Origin of the sequence: Achromobacter pestifer, from assembly GCF_013267355.1 — a bacterium.
GTDB lineage: Bacteria > Pseudomonadota > Gammaproteobacteria > Burkholderiales > Burkholderiaceae_B > Achromobacter > Achromobacter pestifer_A.
The window spans coordinates 4269976-4286238 of the sequence record NZ_CP053985.1; the positions used below are offsets into that span (position 1 = coordinate 4269976).

The window sequence follows — 16263 nt, forward strand, 5'->3', positions numbered from 1 at the left end:
TGTAGCCTTGGCGCAAACTGGCACGCTCTCCGCGTTCGCTTCATCCCCGATTTCTCCGCAGCACCATGAACCTACGTTTCATTCCCGGCCTCAACAATTTCCGCGGCATCACCCGGGAATCGGCGCGGCGCGACATCACCGCCGGCCTGAGCGTGGCGGCGGTGGCGCTGCCGGTGGGCCTGGCCTACGCCGCCATGATGGGCGTGCCGCCCGTGGCCGGCCTGTGGGCGGCCATCGCCGGGATGCTGGGCTACGCCTTGTTCGGCTCGTCGCGCACCTTGATCGTCGGGCCGGACACGGCCACCTGCACCCTGATCGCCGCCACGCTGACCGGAATGGCGCTGACCACGCCGGAAGACCGGTTGGTGGCCGCCACCGGCATCGCCCTGACGGTCGGCTTGGGCTGCCTGATCGCGCGCGCCCTGCGGCTGGGCGTGCTGGCCAACCTGCTGTCGCGGCCGGTGCTGATCGGCTATATGGCGGGCGTGGCGATCACGCTGGCGCTGTCGCAATTGAGCGGCCTGACCGGCGTCGGCCTGCGCAACAGCGGCCTGGTGCATCCCTTCCTGGAGCTGTCGCGGCGCCTGCCCGAAATCCAGATCCCCACCCTGATCCTGGGCCTGACGTCCTGCGCGCTGCTGGTGGCGGTCAAGCGCTGGCGGCCGACCTGGCCCGGCCCCATCCTGCTGGTGGTGCTGGCCTGCCTGCTGTCGTGGCTGTTCAATTTTCCGGGGCTGGGCATTGCCGTCGTGGGCGAGGTGCCTGCCGGCTTGCCGGCCCTGAGCCTGCCGGTGCGCCTGGAGGGCGTGGACGGCATTCTGCTGGGCGCTGCCGGGGTGCTGGTGGTCAGCTTTTCCAGCGGCATCGTGACGGCGCGCAGCTTTGCCGCGCGCACCGGGGAGCACGTGGATCCCAACCGCGAACTGGTGGGCTTTGGCGCGGCCAACATGGCGGCGGGCCTGTTCCAGGGCTTCGTGGTGACGGGCGCCGACTCGCGCACCGCGGTGGGGCTGGTGGCTGGCGGTTCCTCGCCGCTGGTCAGCGTCACGGCCGCGGCGGCGTTGGCGGTCGTGGTGGGGCTCTTGAGCGGACCGCTGTTCTGGCTGCCGCAGGCCGTGCTGTCGGCCATCCTGCTGCTGGCCGCCATCAGTCTGTTCGACGGCCATGCCTTCATGCGCCTGGCGCGCATCTCGCGCATCGAGCTGGCCTTCGGCATTTTGGCCGCGGTGGGCGTGGTGGGCTTTGGCGTGCTGCAAGGCGTGGCGGTGTCGGTGGGCGCCACGCTGCTGTATGCGATGTACGTGTCGGGCAATCCGCGCGATGCCCTGTTGGGCCGGCTGCCCGGAGAAACGGTGCTGGGCAAGCTGCACTTGAATCCCGAGGCCCAGCCGGTGCCGGGCACGGTGATCTGGCTGTTCGAGTCATCGGTGTGGTTCTTCAACGCCGATGCCTTCCGCCGGCGCGCGCGCGAGATCATCGAGCAGGCCGGCGACGTGCACTGGTTCGTGCTGGACGCCGAAGCCATGACCCAGGCTGACGCCGACGCGGTCGAAGCCTTGTACGAACTGAAGCATGCGCTGGACGAACGCGGCATCACGCTGCTGGTCGCGGGCGGACACGGCCAGTTCCGCACCGCGTTGGAACGCTCGGGCCTGGTCAAGAAGATCGGCCGTGAAAAGATCTTCGGCAGCCCTGAGCAGGCGGTGGAAGCGATCGAACGCTGGCGCCAGGCGCCGCCCGCGGCGCTGGGTTAGGGCGCCCCCGGCTAAGGCGCCCCCGGCTAAGGCGCCCCCGGCTAGGCGCCCCCGGCTAGGCGCCCCCCCTGCTAGTCGATGATGTGATAACCGCCGTCGATGTATATCGTCTGCCCGGTCATGCGGCGGGCGGCATCGGTGGCGAGCCAGGCGGTGGCTTCGCCCACGTCGTCGATGGACACCAGGCTGCGCGTGGGGGCCTTGGCCTGGGCCCGGTCCAGCAGGGCGTCGAATTCGGCGATGCCCGAGGCGGCGCGCGTCTTCAGAGGTCCCGGCGATATCGCGTGCACGCGTATGCCCTGCGGACCCAGTTCCGCCGCCAGGTAGCGGGTGGCGGATTCCAGCGCGGCCTTCACCGGCCCCATCATGTTGTAGTGCTCGACCACCATCTGCGAGCCGTAGTAGCTCATGCAGAACAGCGTGCCGCCGTTGCGCATCAGCGGCTCGGCCAGCTTGGCCATGCGGATGAAGGACCAGCAGGACACGTCCATGGCCTGCAGGAAGCCCTCGCGCGAGCAATCGGTCACGCGGCCGTGCAGATCGTCGCGCGGGGCAAAGGCGATGGAGTGCAGCACGAAATCCAGCTGGCCCCATTCGGCGGCGACGCTGTCGAACACGGCCTCCAGCTGGCCTTCGCGCATCAGGTCCAGCGGCAGCAGCAGCGGCGCCTCCACCTGGCGGGCCAGCGGCTCCACGTGGCGCAGGGCCTTGTCGTTCAGGTAGGTCACGGCCAGCTCCGCGCCCAGGGCGCGGAAGGCCTTGGCGCAGCCCCAGGCGATCGAGTCGGCATTGGCAATGCCCGTCACCAGGCCGCGCTTGCCCGCCAGCGGCAAGGCCGCGCTCATCGCTGCTTCACCAGTGCAAGTGTGTGCTGGGCGATGATCAGTTCCTCGTTGGTGCGCACCACGTAGACGCCGATGCGGCTGTCGTCGGTGGAAATGCGGGGGCCGTGGCGGGCGTTGCGTTCCGGGTCCAGCTTGATGCCCAGCCAGCCCCAGTGCTCGCTGATCGCCTGGCGGATCTCGGCGGAGTTCTCGCCCACGCCCGCGGTGAACACGATGCCGTCCACGCCGTTCATGGCGCAGGCCAGGCCTATCATGCCTTCGGCCACGCGCCAGGCGAAGTACTGCAGCGCCAACTTGGCCGAGGGCGCGTCGCTGGCCAGCAGTTCGCGCATGTCGTTGCTGATGCCGGAGAGGCCCTTCATGCCGCAATCGTGATAGAGCAGGTGCTCGATCTCGTCGTGGGTCATGCCGCGTTCCATCATCCACAGCACCACGCCCGGGTCCAGGCGGCCGGGGCGGGTGCCCATGGGCAGGCCTTCCAGCGCGGTGAAGCCCATGGTGCTGTCCACGCTCTTGCCGTGATGCATGGCGCAGGCGGAAACGCCCGAGCCCAGATGGGCCGCGATGATCTTGCCGCCGGCGATGTCCGGCAACGCCTTCTTCAGGCGCTGCGCGATGTATTCGTAGGACAGGCCATGGAAGCCGTAGCGGCGCACGCCCTCCTGGTACAGCCGCTCCGGCAGGGCGTAGCGGTCGGCCACGTCGGAGTGGCTGCGGTGGAACGCGGTGTCGAAGCAGGCGACCTGCGGAATCCAGGGACGGCGCTCGCGGATCACGCGGATGGGCGCCAGGTTGTTCGGCTGGTGCAGCGGCGCCAGCGGCGTGAACGTGTCGAGCTTGGCCAGGATGGCGTCGTCGATCAGTACCGGTTCGGACAACTCGGGGCCGCCGTGCACCACCCGGTGGCCCACCGCCAGCGGCGCGCCGCCCAGGTGGCCGCTGAGCCAGGTGCCGACGACCTCCTGGCCATTGGGCACGTCGGGCGCGTGGCTGGGCGCGATCTCGCGTTCGACCAGGGTCTGGCCGGCGGCGTCGCGCACCTTCAGCTTCGGGTGCGAGGTGCCTATGCCTTCGAGCTGGCCGCCCAGGCGCGGCGCCAGCTCCTGCGCGCCGTCGATGTCGTACAGGTAGAACTTGATGCTGGAACTGCCGGCGTTGATGACGAGGATGGTATCGGTCATGGCGCTGTGATTCCGGATTCTGAGGGGCGCTTCAGGCGAGCGGGCGGGCCTGTTGCTGGGCCAGGTGGTGGGCGTAGATGGCGGCGACCGCGCAGGACGCAAGGCGCGAGCGCGGGCTGTCGGCGCGGCTGGTCAGGATGATGGGCACGCGCGCGCCCAGCACGATGCCGGCCGCCTCGGCGTTGGCCAGGAAGGTCAGGTTCTTGGCCAACATGTTGCCGGCCTCCAGGTCGGGCACCACCAGCACCTGGGCCACGCCGGCCACCGGCGAGCGTATGCCCTTGATGCGGGCGGCCTCGGGGCTGATGGCGTTGTCCAGCGCCAGCGGGCCGTCCAGCAGGCCGCCCGCGATCTGGCCGCGGTCGGCCATCTTGCACAGCGCGGCGGCCTCGATGGTGCTGGGGATGCTGGGATTGACCTGCTCGACCGCCGACAGGATCGCCACGCGCGGCTCGCCCAGGCCCAGGCCGTGGTGCAGGTCGATCACGTTGCGGATGATGTCGGCCTTGGTTTCCAGGTCCGGGAAGATGTTGATGGCGGCGTCGGTGATGAAGAGCGGCTCCGCGTAGGTCGGCACTTCCATGATGAAGACGTGGCTGATGCGCCGGCTGCTGCGCAGCCCGGTGCTGCGCGCCACCACTTCGTGCATCAGTTCGTCCGTGTGCAGGCTGCCCTTCATCAGCAGTTCGGCTTCGCCGCTGCGCACCAGGGCGACGGCGCATTCGGCCGCCGCGTGGCTGTGCGGCGCATCGACGATGCGGGCATCGCCCAGGTTCAGCTTGTGCTCGGCGGCGACGGCGCGGATCTTCTGCTCCGGGCCCACCAGGATGGGCTTGAGCAGGCCCAGGTCGCGCGCTTCGAGCGCGGCCGACAGCGAGGGTTCGTCGCAGGGGTGGGCGATGGCGCAATGCGCCGGCGCTAGCGTCTGCGCGCGCGCGATGAGCTTGTCGTAATGGGTCGAAGGGGGCAGCGTCATGCGGATTTCGCCTTGGCGGATTTGCGCGCGGGACGCGCGGCGGGTTTGGCGGAGGCGCCGCGCTTGGCGCGCAGCGGCGCGGCCGGCTTGGGCGCGGCCAGCTTGGGAGCGGCAGCCTCAGCCGCAGCGCGCACGGATTTGCGCGCCGCAGCCGGCGCCTTCTTGGGCGCGGGAGCCGGTTGCAGCGCTTCTTCGCGCTTCTGCGCACGGCGCTCGGCGTACTCGAAGATCCGTTCCATCTCGTCCAGGCTGATGCGGGCGGCCTCGCTCAAGGGTTCGGCGGCTTCCAGCACATGCTTCATGGTGTTCAGCGTTTCACGGATCGCGGGGGCGGGCGCGTTGTCCAGCAGGTGCGGGATGGCCTGGATGGCGCCGGCCGCGTCCAGGGTCATCATCAAGGCCTGATCGCGGATGATGTCCTTGAATTCCTGCAGCGACAGCGCGGTGTCGGATTCGGCGCGCATCTTGCGGATCAGCGCGTAGCTGCGTTCGTCCAGGCCGCCTTCGGCTCCCGACACATACAGCAGCATGCGGATCGCGGCGACGCGCAGGCCGCCTTCCAGCATCAATGAGCGCAGCTCGGCGGCGCGCTCTTCCATGAAGCGGCGGTGTTCGGGCGATACGCCCGGATGCTTGCGCGGCGGGCCGGAACGCGCGCCCAGGCCGGCCAGGTCCTGCACCAGCGGCGAGCCATACACGCCCATGAAGGTGCGCTCGTCGGCGGAATCGCGCAGTTCCTGCCAGATGTTCAGGCTGGTCTCGATCAGGTTCGAGAACATTTCCTGGGCCATCAGGAAGGGGTTTGCGGGCGAGGCCGGCTGGCGCTGCTCGCGCACCTGCTCGGCGACCTGCGCGATGGGCGCGATCAGCGGGTTGCGGTCGGAGATCAGTTCGTAGGGCAGGCGCAGCGGATGCAGGCGCTGCGACCATTCCGCCGACTGCGGCGTCACCAGGGCGCGCAGCCAGGGCTGCACGAAGCTGCGGTACATGCCCAGGTTGATGTCGGAAATGCGGGCGACGGCGGCGAAGCGGCGGTCGTCCTCTTCATTGCGCTCGACGATGGCGCGCACGTCGTCCAGGCTGCGTTGTTCGAACGACAGCACGTAGTTGCCTTGGGCCAGGTCGGCGTTGAGCGTGTCCGGCGTCTTGTCGGCGATCTCGGCCTGATAGATGCCCGGCGGCAGCACGTCGATCATGTCGATGTTGGACGTGAATTCCTGGTGCTCTTTGCGCGCCACGCTGCCGGACACGAAGATGCCCAGGTGGCCGATGCTTTCGTGCACCGCATAGACGATGGTCTGGCCATGCGCCAGCACTTCGGATTCGTTCTGGTACAGGTCGGGGATCCAGCCCAGCGCCTGCGGCGGGGGCGTGATGTTGTCGCCCTTGGAGCAGAACACCACGATGGGTGAACGGATGTTGCGCAGGTCGATGCGGATGCCGTCCGAGGTCACCAGGCCGGCGGTGGCCAGGCGGTTGCCGACGAACAGGTTGTCGACGATGTACTGGATTTCCGGGCCGTTCAGGAAGACGTGGCCGCCCCACCATTTCTCGAAGCTCAGGTAGCGCTTGGCCTCGGTGTCGACGTTGGAGTACAGGTTGTACTGCTTGGACCACAGGGTGTTGGCCGGATTCAGGTTCTCGAAGTTCTGCACCAGCCAGGCGCCGTCGAATTTGCCGTCGCCCAGGTCGCTGGTCATGGCGGTGAGCCAACTGCCGCCCAAGAGGCCGCCAGCGTAGCGCATGGGGTTCATGCCGCGCCAGCCGGCCCAGTACGACAGCGGCGCGCCGGCCACGATGATGGGGCCGAACAGTTCGGGACGCACCGCGGCGGTCATCATGATCTGCCAGCCCGCCTGGCAATTGGCCACCACCACCGGCTTACCCTCGGCGTTGGGGTGCAGCGCGATGATTTCTTCCAGGAAGCGCGCCTCGGCCATCATCACGTCCTCGACGGTCTGGGTGGGCATGGGCTGCGGCAGGAAGGTGGCGAAGTAGCAGGGGTGGCCCGCGCGCAGCGCCACGCCGATCTCGCTTTCGGGTTTGAAGCCGCCGATGCCGGGACCGTGTCCGGCGCGCGGGTCGACCACCAGGAAGGGGCGCTTGATCGGATCCGTTTCCACGCCTTCCGGCGGCGTGATGCGCAGCAGGCCGTAGTTGACGGGGCGCGGCAGACAGCGGCCGTCCATCACCAGTTCGGATTCCATGCTCAGCACATTGGGCGCGCGCTTGGCCATGTGCTCGTGGTACTGGTTGCCGCGTTGGCGCATTACGTCAGCGTAAAGCACGCCGCGCTGCCAAGCGTCGACTGCGTATTCGTAGGCGGCCGTCCAGGGGTTGAAGGGCGGGGCGGGTACGCGATCGTTGCCGGATCCGGCCATGGCGATCTCCTGTAGGTTGCTTGCGGCGGCGGACCGCCGCGCCGATTCCGAGTGGAACCGGCCGAGTTGACCTCTCCATTACACCGCAACTGATGTTGCGGTGCAACATCGAAGGTTTTGATACAAGTCAAGCGCTGGTCGATTTACCTGTCCCCTTTAGGACAGGCCAGCCGGGCGGCGGTTCAAACCGCGTCGTGGCAGACCGCTTCGATGCGGTTGCCCGAAGGGTCCAGCAGGAACGCGGCGTAATACTGCGGGTGGTAGTGCTCGCGCAAGCCCGGGGAGCCGTCGTCGCGCCCTCCGTGGGCCAGGCCGGCGGCATGGAAGGCGTCGACGGCGGCGCGGCTGGACGCCTTGAAGCACCAGTGGCGGCGAGCGGCAGGGGCGCCGGCATCGTCGTCGGCGAACACGGAGAGGTAGCTGTGCTGGCTGCTATCGGCGCGGCAGCGTTCGCCATAGCCTAGCGCGTCGGGGCGGTCATAGACCTTGGCGGCGCCCAGCGCCTGCATGACGGCGTCGTAGAAGGGCCGGGCGGCGTCCAGGCGGGAAACGGCGATGGAGACGTGATCCAGCAATTGCATCGCGGCTCCGTGGCGGCTCAGTTGCGGGCGGCGGCGTTGTGCTCCAGCCATTTCTGGACGGAGGGGCGCTGCCACTGGGCGTCGGCATAGGCGCGCAGGGCGTCGGGCAGATCGTCCTGGAACAGGCGCTTGAGCATCACGGCGAGGTCCGTGTCGGCAAGGCACCAGTCGTCGAACAGCGAGGTCCGGTCCGCGCCCACCAAGGTGCCGGCGACGTGGATGAGCTTGGCCGCGGCGGCGTGGGCGGCATCGGACAGCGGCAGGCCGGTGGCGCCGTAGAACACGGTTTCGGTGGGCCGTTCCTGGCGCAGCGCGCCCAGATCGCTGCGCAGCCACGCCTGCACCTGGCGGGCGCGGGCGCGTTGGCGCAGGTCGCGCGGATACAGCGCGGCATGCGCGGGGGCGGGGAAGGCGTCTTCCAGGTACTCGGCGATGGCGCTGGATTCGGTCAGGCTGAAATCCGCATGCGTCAAGGCCGGCACGCGGGAGGTCAGCGCGCGGCTCTGATAGGGCTGCATGCGTTGCTCGCCCGCTTCCAGGTCGATGGGGCGCACCTCGAACGGCAGCTGTTTTTCAGTCAGCGCCACATAGGCCGACATGGCATAAGGGCTGAGGAACAGGGAATCGACGAATAGCGTAAGCGGGGCGCCCAAAATCTAGTCTCCGGTCAGACGGGTAACGGCATGCGCCGCGGCAGCAGGCCGCGGATACTTCAAAGCGTAACGCAACTGCGGCCGGCGTGTCGCGCCGGGGCCTCAGTCGACGATGAAGAGCTTGGCGCCGACGGCGGTCGACGAGCGGTGCGGCTCGGCTTGGTCGGCGACCTGGTAGCTCATGCCGGGCGTCAGCACGAACTGCCGGCCGTCTTCCAGTTCCGTGTGCAGTTCGCCTTCCAGGCAGAACAGAATGTGGCCCTTGCTGCACCAGTGGTCGGCCAGGTAGCCCGGCGTGTATTCGACCATGCGCACGCGCAGGTCGCCGAACTGCCGGGTGCGCCAATAGGCCATGCCGGTGTCGCCGGCGTGCTCGGTGGGTTCCACCTCGGACCAGTCGGTGGTGCCGAAGGGGATGTTGCTCATCTTCATGGTGATTCCTGCGTCGTGGTCCGGACGCTACGGCGTCCGGCATGGAATGGATACTACGCCAGCGCGGGCAGCTTCTTATGCCAGAACATGGCGCGGCCGGTGGTTTCGTCCAGGGCATAGCCTTCGAAACCGAGCTTGCGGTACAGCCCCTGGGCGACCGCGTTGCCTTCCAGCACTTCCAGGGTGATCTTGCAGCAGCCCAGATCACGCGCCCGCTCTTCCAGCGCCGACAGCAGCGCCTTGCCCACCCCGCGGCCCTGGAATTTTTCCGCTACCCCCAGGTCGTGCAGATTGAGCAGCGGGCGGCAGGAGAATGTGGAGAAGCCTTCAAGGTAGACCGCGACGCCGGCGGCTTCGTTGTCGATGCGGGCCAGCAGCGCGCGCGCGGTGGGGCGGCGGGCCAGCTCGGCGATCAGGTTCTGCTGCGCGTAGGCGGGCAGGGGAGCATTGCCGCCCATGGGGCCGCTGGCGTATTCGTTCAGCATGGCCAGCACCTGGCGGCCGTGTTCGGGGTCGTTGAAGTCTACGTCGATGATTTCCAGCACGATCTGTTCCTGTGGGCTTGCCGTGGTCGGGGCTGGCGCATGCGGGCGCCAACCGGACATTATGCGCGATGCCAAAAGCCTGACAAGGCGCATTGAAAAATCGTCCCATAACCCCTATCTTCTTGATATCCCAGGCCGAACCCGGCGCAACCGGAGGCGGCCGCAACGCTTTGCCAAGGGCTGCACATGGAGTTCAAGGACTACTACAGCATTCTAGGGGTGGAGCGGGAGGCCTCCGAAGACGACATCCGGCGCGCCTACCGCAAGCTCGCCCGCAAATATCATCCCGACGTCAGCAAGGAAAGCGACGCCGAAACGCGCATGCGCGACGTCAATGAAGCCTATGACGTCCTGCGCGACAAGGAAAAGCGCCTGGCCTACGACAATCTCGCCGCGGGCGTATCGCCCGAGGGCAGCTTCCAGCCGCCGCCCGGCTGGGACGAGGGCTTCGAGTTCCACCGCGGCGCCGCGTCCGGCGACGAGGCCCAGTTCAGCGAATTCTTTTCTTCGCTGTTCGGCGGCCGCAACCGGCGCGGCGGCGCGCAGCAGCAACAGGAGTTCCGCGCGCGCGGCGAGGACCACCACGCCGCGATCGAGGTGGACCTCGAAGACGCGCTCAAGGGCGCCACGCGCGACATCAGCCTGCGTTCCATGCAGATGGACGATCAGGGCCGCCCCCACATGCAGACCCGCACGCTCAGCGTGCGCATTCCGCCAGGCGTGCGCGAAGGCCAGTACATCCGGCTGGCCGGCCAGGGCATGCCCGGTTACGGCGGCGGCGAGAATGGCGACCTCTATCTGGAAGTCCGCTTCAAGCCGCATCCGCGCTACCGCGCCGACGGCCGCGATCTCTACATGACGCTGCCGGTGGCGCCGTGGGAAGCCGCGCTGGGCGCCAGCGTGCACGCGCCCACCCCGGGCGGCACGGTCGAGGTCTCGATTCCGCCGGGATCCGCCAACGGCCGCAAGCTGCGCCTGCGCGGCCGCGGCATTCCGGGCGATCCTCCCGGAGATCTCTACCTGGTGCTGGACCTGGTGTTGCCGCCCGCTGACAGCGAGGCGGCCAAGGAGGCCTATCGCAAGTTGCAGCAGAACCTGCCCTTCAATCCGCGGCGCCACCTGGGGGTATGACCATGAAAAAAATAGTCGTCACCACCGCCACGATCGTGGGCAAGTCCCGGCCTCTGTCCGCGGACGACCTGGCCCGCGCCTGCGGCGAGGAAGTCGAATGGGTCGTCCGGCTGGTCGAGGTCGGCATCGTCAACGCCAGCGGTCCCAGGCCCGCCGAATGGCGCTTCTACAGCACCGACCTGCAACGCGCGCTGGATGCCCGCCGCCTGGTGCGGGACTTCGGCGCCGGCTTGGACGCGGCTGCGCTGATCCTGGACCTGAGCCAAGAGGTACGTCGTCTGAAAAAGCAGCTGCGTGCGCTGGGGGGCGACGAGAAGTAGGGGGCAATGGGTAAACTAGCTGGTCGTGGAACCGTACAAGCGAAAATACCTTGGAGACTCCCTCCGCTTCCGCGCCCGCTCTTGCGGGCAGCGCCCGTATCGATGGCCTGAAGTCCTGCCTGCCCGTCATGATCGGCTACTTTCCAGTGGCCGTGACGTTTGGCATCGCCGGCGTGGCGGCAGGCCTGTCACCCCTGCAAGTGGTGCTGATCTCCGTGCTGGTCTACGCCGGCGCCAGCCAGTTCCTGCTGCTTGCCTCGATCAAGGCCGGTACGCCGTGGCTGTGGGTGGTGGCGCTGTGTTCGCTGCTCAATGCCCGGCATCTGCTGTACGGCCCGCTGTTGTCGCGTTTCCTGCCCGCAGCGCTGCGCGACCGCCTGAAGGTCGCGTTCCTGCTTACCGATGAAGTCTTCGCCACCGCTTTCAACCGCCTGCAGGCCGTGGAGCCCGCGGGCCGCCAGCGCTGGATGATTGCGCTGGGGCTGGGAGCCTGGCTGACCTGGATCGCCGGCACCGCCGTCGGCGTCTATGCGGGTGACGGACTGGAGCGCCATTACCCCATGCTGTCCCAGGTGATGCGCTTTGCGCTGCCCGCGCTGTTCATGGCCCTGGTGTGCCAGAGCGCCAAGCGGGGCATGGGCCTGCCCATCGTGGTGGCGGTGGCTGGCGCCGCTGCCGTGGCCGCGCTGGGCCATACCAGCCTGGCCATCCTGGCCGGCGCCGTGATCGGCTGTGCCGCCTATCGCCTGAGGAGGTCCGCATGAATGCCGACGGACTGGGTTTCTGGGGCGCGGTGATCGCCATGGCGGCCATCACCTATCTGACCCGCGCCTTGCCCTTCATGCTTTCCGAGCGCAGCCGCCTGCTGCGCCATCTGTCGCGCGAAGGCTCGGCGCTGGCCGCGCTGGGGCCGTCGCTGCTGGCCGGGATCGCCGCAGCGGTGATCGTGCCCGACCTGCTGGCCGCCGGCGACCAGGCGGCGAACCTCGGCCCCTACGTAGGCGGCCTGGTCGTGACCGCCGTGGCGGCGCGCCTGGTCAGCAATGCCGGCGTCGCGGTGCTGCTGGGCATGGCGGGATACGGGGTGTTGCTGGCCTTGGCGGCGTAAAGCCAGCGGAGCAAAATGGTCGGACTTCCATGGAGACCGACCATGCTTACGCTTTATCATGCGCCGCGCTCGCGGTCGTTCCGGATACTCTGGCTGCTCGAAGAGTTGGGCGAGCCCTACGACACCGAAATGGTGTCCATCCGCGGCAGCGACAGCGCGGGCCACATGCCCTCGGACTACATCGACATCCACCCGCACCGCAAGGTACCGGCCCTGGTGCACGACGGCGTGCCCGTCTTCGAGACGCCGGCAATCGCCCTCTATCTGACCGATCTGTTCCCCCAGGCGGGGCTGGGACCGGTGGTGGGCGACCCGCTGCGCGGTCCCTACCTGACCTGGCTGGCGTATTCCACCGGCGTGTTCGAGCCCGCCATGGCCGAGCGCGCCTTCAAGACGCCGCATCGAGGGGGCGCGCTGGGCTGGGGCTCGGCCGAGGAGGTCGAGCAGGTGTTGACCCGGGTCCTGCAGGCGCGGCCGTTTTTCCTGGGCGAGAAGTTCTCGGCGGTGGACATCGTGCTGGGCGGAACCCTGCAATACATGATGCAGGTGAAGGTCATGCCCGAGACGCCCGTGTTCACCGCCTATGCGGAGCGGCTGGGCGACCGCCCGGCCATGCACCGCGCCCTGCAGCGCGACGGAGACATCGAGGAAGCCTGAGGCGGCGCGCCAGGCGTTAACCGCGTCCGATGCGTGCGCTCAGGTCCGCCTGCCATTCCTTGGGGCGGCCCAGGTAGCGGCTGGGCTCCAGCATCTCGCAGACGCCATTGCGTTCCAGCGCCAGGGTGGGAAAGCCGCTGCCGCCGACTTGCGCCAGCAGCTTGCGGCTGGCAGCTATGTGCGCGGCGGTTTCGGCGCCCTGCGCTGCCGCGTAGGCGGCGCGGAAGGCTTCCGGGTCCAGGCCGATGTCGGTGGCCAGGGACTGCAGCACGGCCGGATCGGCAATGCGCAGGCCCTGCACGTAGTGCGCGCGCTGGACGCGCTTGAGCAGGTCCAGCCCGCGGCCGGCCACCGTCTGCGCGGCCAGGATGGCGGTGGTGGGCGGCTCGGAATCGAACACCGCGCCCTCATCGCGCAACAGGCCGTTGTAATAATCGTCGCCGAAGGGCTGGCCGGTCAGGCCGGCGATGCGCTCGTCATGCGGCATGACGTAGCGGCGCAGCCTGTCGGTGACCGGCTGGCGGTTGCCGCCCGTCATCATGCCGCCGCCGTGCAGCGCGATGTCCAGGCCGGGAACGGCGCGAGCCGCCTCCACCAGCGGGGCGGCGCCGTAGCACCAGCCGCAGAGCGGGTCGAAAATGTAATGCAGGGTGGGATTTGAGGTAGCCATGGCGCCATGGTAGACGCGGGCCGGGCCAGCTGGAAGCCTGGCGGGGTAGCCAGAGTGTTGCATCGGCCGTGCAGATTGCCTGCACGGCCGCTCGATATCAACCGGCGATCTGCACGCCGATCCAGAACAGGCCGGCGGCCAGCAGCATCGAGGCGGGCAGGGTCAGTATCCAGGCCATCAGGATGTTGCGCACTGTGCTGCCTTGCAGGCCGGTCTTGTTGGCGATCATGGTCCCGGCCACGCCGGAGGACAGCACGTGGGTGGTGGACACTGGCAGGCTGAAGACGTTGGCGATGCCGATGGCGCCCATGGCGGTCACCTGCGCGGACATGCCCTGCGCATAGGTCATGCCTTGCTTGCCGATCTTCTCGCCCACCGTCAGCACCACGCGGCGCCAGCCGACCATGGTGCCCGCGCCCAGCGCCAGGGCCACCGCCACGATCACCCAGAAGGGGGCGTATTCGGTCGTGGCCGTCAGGTCGGCGCGCAGGCGCTGCAGGTCGGCTCGCTCGCGGGCCGGCAGCCCTTCGATGCGCGCGACCTTCTTGGCCGTGTCGTCCAGGCAGAGCAGGTAGCGGCGCACGGAGATGCGCTTCTCGGCCGGCAGGTCGGCGTAGTTGGACACGCCGTGCAGATCGGTCTGCAGCGCGGCGATGGTCGGCATGGTCAGTTCGGGATCGCAGCGGAAGTTGCGCGGCAGTTCGGTGGTCGCGTCCACGCGCTTGAGCGCCAGGTATTCGCCCAGCATGGCTTCATTGCGCTGGTAGAACACGTTCAGGTGGTTGGCGGCGTCGCGGGTGCGTTCGATCTGGTAGGTGGTGCTGTTGGTGTCCAGCACGAAATTGGCGGGCACGATGCCGATCAGCACCAGCATGATCAGGCCAATTCCTTTCTGGCCATCGTTGGAGCCGTGCACGAAGCTCACGCCCATGGCCGACAGCACCAGCACCAGGCGGTTCCAGAAGGGCGGATGCTTTTTGTTGTCGATGGCGCGGCGCTGTTCCGGCGTCTTGTGCATCTTCGACAGCGGCAGCCAGCGCTTGAGCGCCAGCAGCAGGCCGCCCGCCACCAGGAAGCCAGCCACCGGCGACACCACCAGCGACAGGCCGATGTCGATGGCCTTGCCCCAATTGACGCCGTCCGCCAGCGGCAGGTCGGTGATCAGGGCGTTGGCCAGGCCCACGCCCAGGATCGAGCCGATCAGGGTGTGCGAGCTGGACGCCGGGATGCCGAAGTACCAGGTGCCCAGGTTCCAGGCGATGGCCGCGGCCAGCATGGCGAACACCATGGCCAGCCCGCGGCCGGTATCCACGTTGATCAGCAGTTCCACCGGCAGCAGGTGCACGATGGCATAGGCCACGCCCACGCCGCCCAGCAGCACGCCCAGGAAGTTGAAAATGCCGGAAAGCACCACCGCCAGATGCGGCGGCATGGCCTTGGTGTAGATGACCGTGGCCACGGCGTTCGCCGTGTCGTGGAATCCGTTGATGAATTCAAAGGCCAGGACGAAAGTCAGGGCCAGCGCAAGGCTGAGGCCAACCCAGAGGTCTAGGCCGTGGAATAGGTCGAACATGGAGGCGGGGGAGGTTCCGGCGAGAGGAGCCGATTATTGCAGATTTGTGACCTGTCACTGGTTGCTTGCGGCTACCAAGTGCAGGCGGCGAACCCCGCCCGAAGTCAGAATTTCGAATACTGGAACTCGATTTCCATCGGTTTGCCCAGATTTGCGGACGTATCCGCCTGGATCACCATCACCGCCAGGACGCCCAGATACAGGAGGCATAGCCACAGGGTTCTTTTCACGGTTGGCCGTCCTTCATGGGTAGAAAACTTCCGCGATCTTCTGGTTCACGCGCAGCCAGCCCAGTTCGCCCAGGTGCTGCACGTCCCGCAGCGTCCCCACTTCGAAGGGGGCGCTGTACATGTCCATGCAGCGCATGGCATAACGTTGGCACAGCGCTGCGACGTCCCGCTGCACTGGCCCGAAACGGTCCAGGTCCTTGAATACCAGCGGATGCAGCGGCTGCATGACGAACAGGGCGTTGACCCCGCGCTGGCGCAGCAGCGCCATCAGCGCGTCCAGTTCGCGCAGCTCGTCGCGGCCGGTCAGCGGCTGGGGCAGATAGGCGGTCTTGCCGCCCTCGGGAATGCTGCGCAGGTATTTATTGAAGAACTCGTCGCGCACGGCGTAGCGGTTGCCGCCCATCAGGGCCTGTTCGGCGCCCTGGGCCTGGGCGGCCAGCGCGTCCCAATCCACCACGCGGGCGGCCGCGGGCGGCCCTTCGCGTTCACGTTCGGGGACGGGCGCGGCGTAGGCGGGGGCCCACAGGTCGATCAGGCGCTGGCGGAAGACATAGGCCTGTTCGGCCGCCATCGACCAGGCGACGCCCGCGTCGCCCTTGGCCTGCAGCCAGCGGACCACCTCCGCCCGGCCCTCGGGCTGCCGCAGCAGGCGCGGCAGCAGCGGGTTGGCGTGCTCCTTGAACTCATCGGGCCCCAGCCCGCCTTCGCCGTCGAACCAGCCCGGCGACAGCATCACCACCACGCGCGAGGCCGGCGACAGGTCTTCGGCCATCGCGGCCAGCACCAGTTGCATGCCCAGCGACTGGAAGCCCGAGTGGCCGTAGGCCAGCACCGGCATCTGCAATTCGTCGGCCAGATAGCGGTAGGGCACGAAGCGCAGGTCGTTGCTGGTCAGCTCCGACGAACCCAGGATCACCAGCCGGTCGCCCGTGCGCAAGGCCTGGCTCATGCGGGACAGGTTGCGCGTCTGCTCCTGCAGCGTGTTGCCCAGGTTGGGGATATAGATGCCCGGGGCGGCGGCCGGGACCGGTTCCGTCTTTAGCGCCAGGGCGTGCAGGGCGCCCCACCCGGCGGCAGCCGCCGCGGCCAGGGCCAGCGCCGCCGCCAGCGCATGCTGCCGTAGTGTGCGTTTGAACATGGGGAACCAATGCCGCGCGCGGCCCTCTCTATTGGGGATAGCTTTGTTAGCGGATGTTATCGAGCGGACATGGCTGGAACAAGCGCGG

General features: G+C 68.2%; 18 protein-coding genes. 6 read left to right on the top strand and 12 right to left on the bottom strand.

Going from position 1 to position 16263, the window contains the following annotated elements; genetic code table 11:
• Positions 1-65: 65 nt before the first annotated feature.
• Positions 66-1754, top strand: coding sequence for a SulP family inorganic anion transporter (locus tag FOC84_RS20415; protein ID WP_173146028.1), 1689 nt, complete (start codon positions 66-68; stop codon positions 1752-1754).
• Between the two features lie 71 nt (positions 1755-1825).
• Here the strand turns inward: FOC84_RS20415 and fabI are convergent, their stop codons facing one another.
• The 8 genes from fabI to FOC84_RS20455 all read right to left on the bottom strand — a co-directional run bounded on the left by fabI (position 1826) and on the right by FOC84_RS20455 (position 9348).
• Positions 1826-2599 (bottom strand): enoyl-ACP reductase FabI, encoded by a 774-nt coding sequence (gene fabI, locus FOC84_RS20420; protein ID WP_173146029.1) that lies wholly within the window; start codon positions 2597-2599, stop codon positions 1826-1828.
• A complete protein-coding gene (locus FOC84_RS20425; protein WP_173146030.1) occupies positions 2596-3780 on the bottom strand; it encodes an acetate/propionate family kinase in 1185 nt (394 codons plus the stop codon). The genes fabI and FOC84_RS20425 overlap by 4 nt, the downstream gene beginning before the upstream one ends.
• A 31-nt stretch (positions 3781-3811) precedes the next feature.
• Positions 3812-4756, bottom strand: a complete 945-nt coding sequence (locus FOC84_RS20430) for a phosphate acetyltransferase (RefSeq protein WP_173146031.1) — start codon at positions 4754-4756, stop codon at positions 3812-3814.
• Positions 4753-7137 carry a DUF3141 domain-containing protein gene (locus FOC84_RS20435; RefSeq protein ID WP_173146032.1) on the bottom strand — a complete coding sequence of 795 codons (2385 nt, stop codon included), beginning with the start codon at positions 7135-7137 and terminating at the stop codon, positions 4753-4755. Before FOC84_RS20435 ends, FOC84_RS20430 begins: the two co-directional genes overlap by 4 nt.
• Positions 7138-7319: 182 nt before the next feature.
• Positions 7320-7718 carry a VOC family protein gene (locus FOC84_RS20440; protein ID WP_173146033.1) on the bottom strand — a complete coding sequence of 133 codons (399 nt, stop codon included), beginning with the start codon at positions 7716-7718 and terminating at the stop codon, positions 7320-7322.
• A gap of 17 nt (positions 7719-7735) precedes the next feature.
• Positions 7736-8371, bottom strand: a complete 636-nt coding sequence (yfcF, locus tag FOC84_RS20445) for a glutathione transferase (protein WP_173146034.1) — start codon at positions 8369-8371, stop codon at positions 7736-7738.
• A gap of 102 nt (positions 8372-8473) precedes the next feature.
• Positions 8474-8803 (bottom strand): DHCW motif cupin fold protein, encoded by a 330-nt coding sequence (locus FOC84_RS20450; protein ID WP_173146035.1) that lies wholly within the window; start codon positions 8801-8803, stop codon positions 8474-8476.
• Positions 8804-8856: 53 nt separating this feature from the next.
• Positions 8857-9348, bottom strand: a complete 492-nt coding sequence (locus FOC84_RS20455) for a GNAT family N-acetyltransferase (protein ID WP_173146036.1) — start codon at positions 9346-9348, stop codon at positions 8857-8859.
• A gap of 186 nt (positions 9349-9534) precedes the next feature.
• Between FOC84_RS20455 and FOC84_RS20460 the strand changes: the two genes are divergently transcribed.
• The 5 genes from FOC84_RS20460 to FOC84_RS20480 are packed head-to-tail and all read left to right on the top strand — an operon-like array spanning position 9535 to position 12564.
• Complete coding sequence (locus tag FOC84_RS20460; RefSeq protein WP_173146037.1) at positions 9535-10479, top strand: DnaJ C-terminal domain-containing protein; 945 nt, start codon at positions 9535-9537, stop codon at positions 10477-10479.
• 2 nt (positions 10480-10481) lie between these two features.
• Entirely contained in the window at positions 10482-10799 is a 318-nt protein-coding gene (locus FOC84_RS20465; RefSeq protein ID WP_173146038.1) for a chaperone modulator CbpM, read from the top strand.
• A gap of 50 nt (positions 10800-10849) precedes the next feature.
• Positions 10850-11563, top strand: coding sequence for an AzlC family ABC transporter permease (locus tag FOC84_RS20470; protein WP_173146039.1), 714 nt, complete (start codon positions 10850-10852; stop codon positions 11561-11563).
• The gene (locus FOC84_RS20475; RefSeq protein ID WP_173146040.1) at positions 11560-11907 is read left to right on the top strand and encodes an AzlD domain-containing protein; all 348 of its coding nucleotides are present in this window, start codon (positions 11560-11562) and stop codon (positions 11905-11907) included. Before FOC84_RS20470 ends, FOC84_RS20475 begins: the two co-directional genes overlap by 4 nt.
• Positions 11908-11949: 42 nt before the next feature.
• The gene (locus tag FOC84_RS20480) at positions 11950-12564 is read left to right on the top strand and encodes a glutathione S-transferase family protein (RefSeq protein ID WP_173146041.1); all 615 of its coding nucleotides are present in this window, start codon (positions 11950-11952) and stop codon (positions 12562-12564) included.
• A 16-nt stretch (positions 12565-12580) separates the two neighbouring features.
• Here the strand turns inward: FOC84_RS20480 and FOC84_RS20485 are convergent, their stop codons facing one another.
• The 4 genes from FOC84_RS20485 to FOC84_RS20495 all read right to left on the bottom strand — a co-directional run bounded on the left by FOC84_RS20485 (position 12581) and on the right by FOC84_RS20495 (position 16175).
• Positions 12581-13234 carry a DsbA family protein gene (locus tag FOC84_RS20485; protein ID WP_173146042.1) on the bottom strand — a complete coding sequence of 218 codons (654 nt, stop codon included), beginning with the start codon at positions 13232-13234 and terminating at the stop codon, positions 12581-12583.
• Positions 13235-13331: 97 nt separating this feature from the next.
• Positions 13332-14807, bottom strand: a complete 1476-nt coding sequence (locus tag FOC84_RS20490) for an inorganic phosphate transporter (protein ID WP_173146043.1) — start codon at positions 14805-14807, stop codon at positions 13332-13334.
• A gap of 104 nt (positions 14808-14911) precedes the next feature.
• On the bottom strand, positions 14912-15037 hold the full coding sequence (locus tag FOC84_RS33490) for a hypothetical protein (RefSeq protein WP_008162923.1): 126 nt from the start codon (positions 15035-15037) through the stop codon (positions 14912-14914).
• A 13-nt stretch (positions 15038-15050) separates the two neighbouring features.
• Positions 15051-16175, bottom strand: a complete 1125-nt coding sequence (locus tag FOC84_RS20495; RefSeq protein WP_173146044.1) for a D-alanyl-lipoteichoic acid biosynthesis protein DltD — start codon at positions 16173-16175, stop codon at positions 15051-15053.
• Positions 16176-16263: the final 88 nt, after the last annotated feature.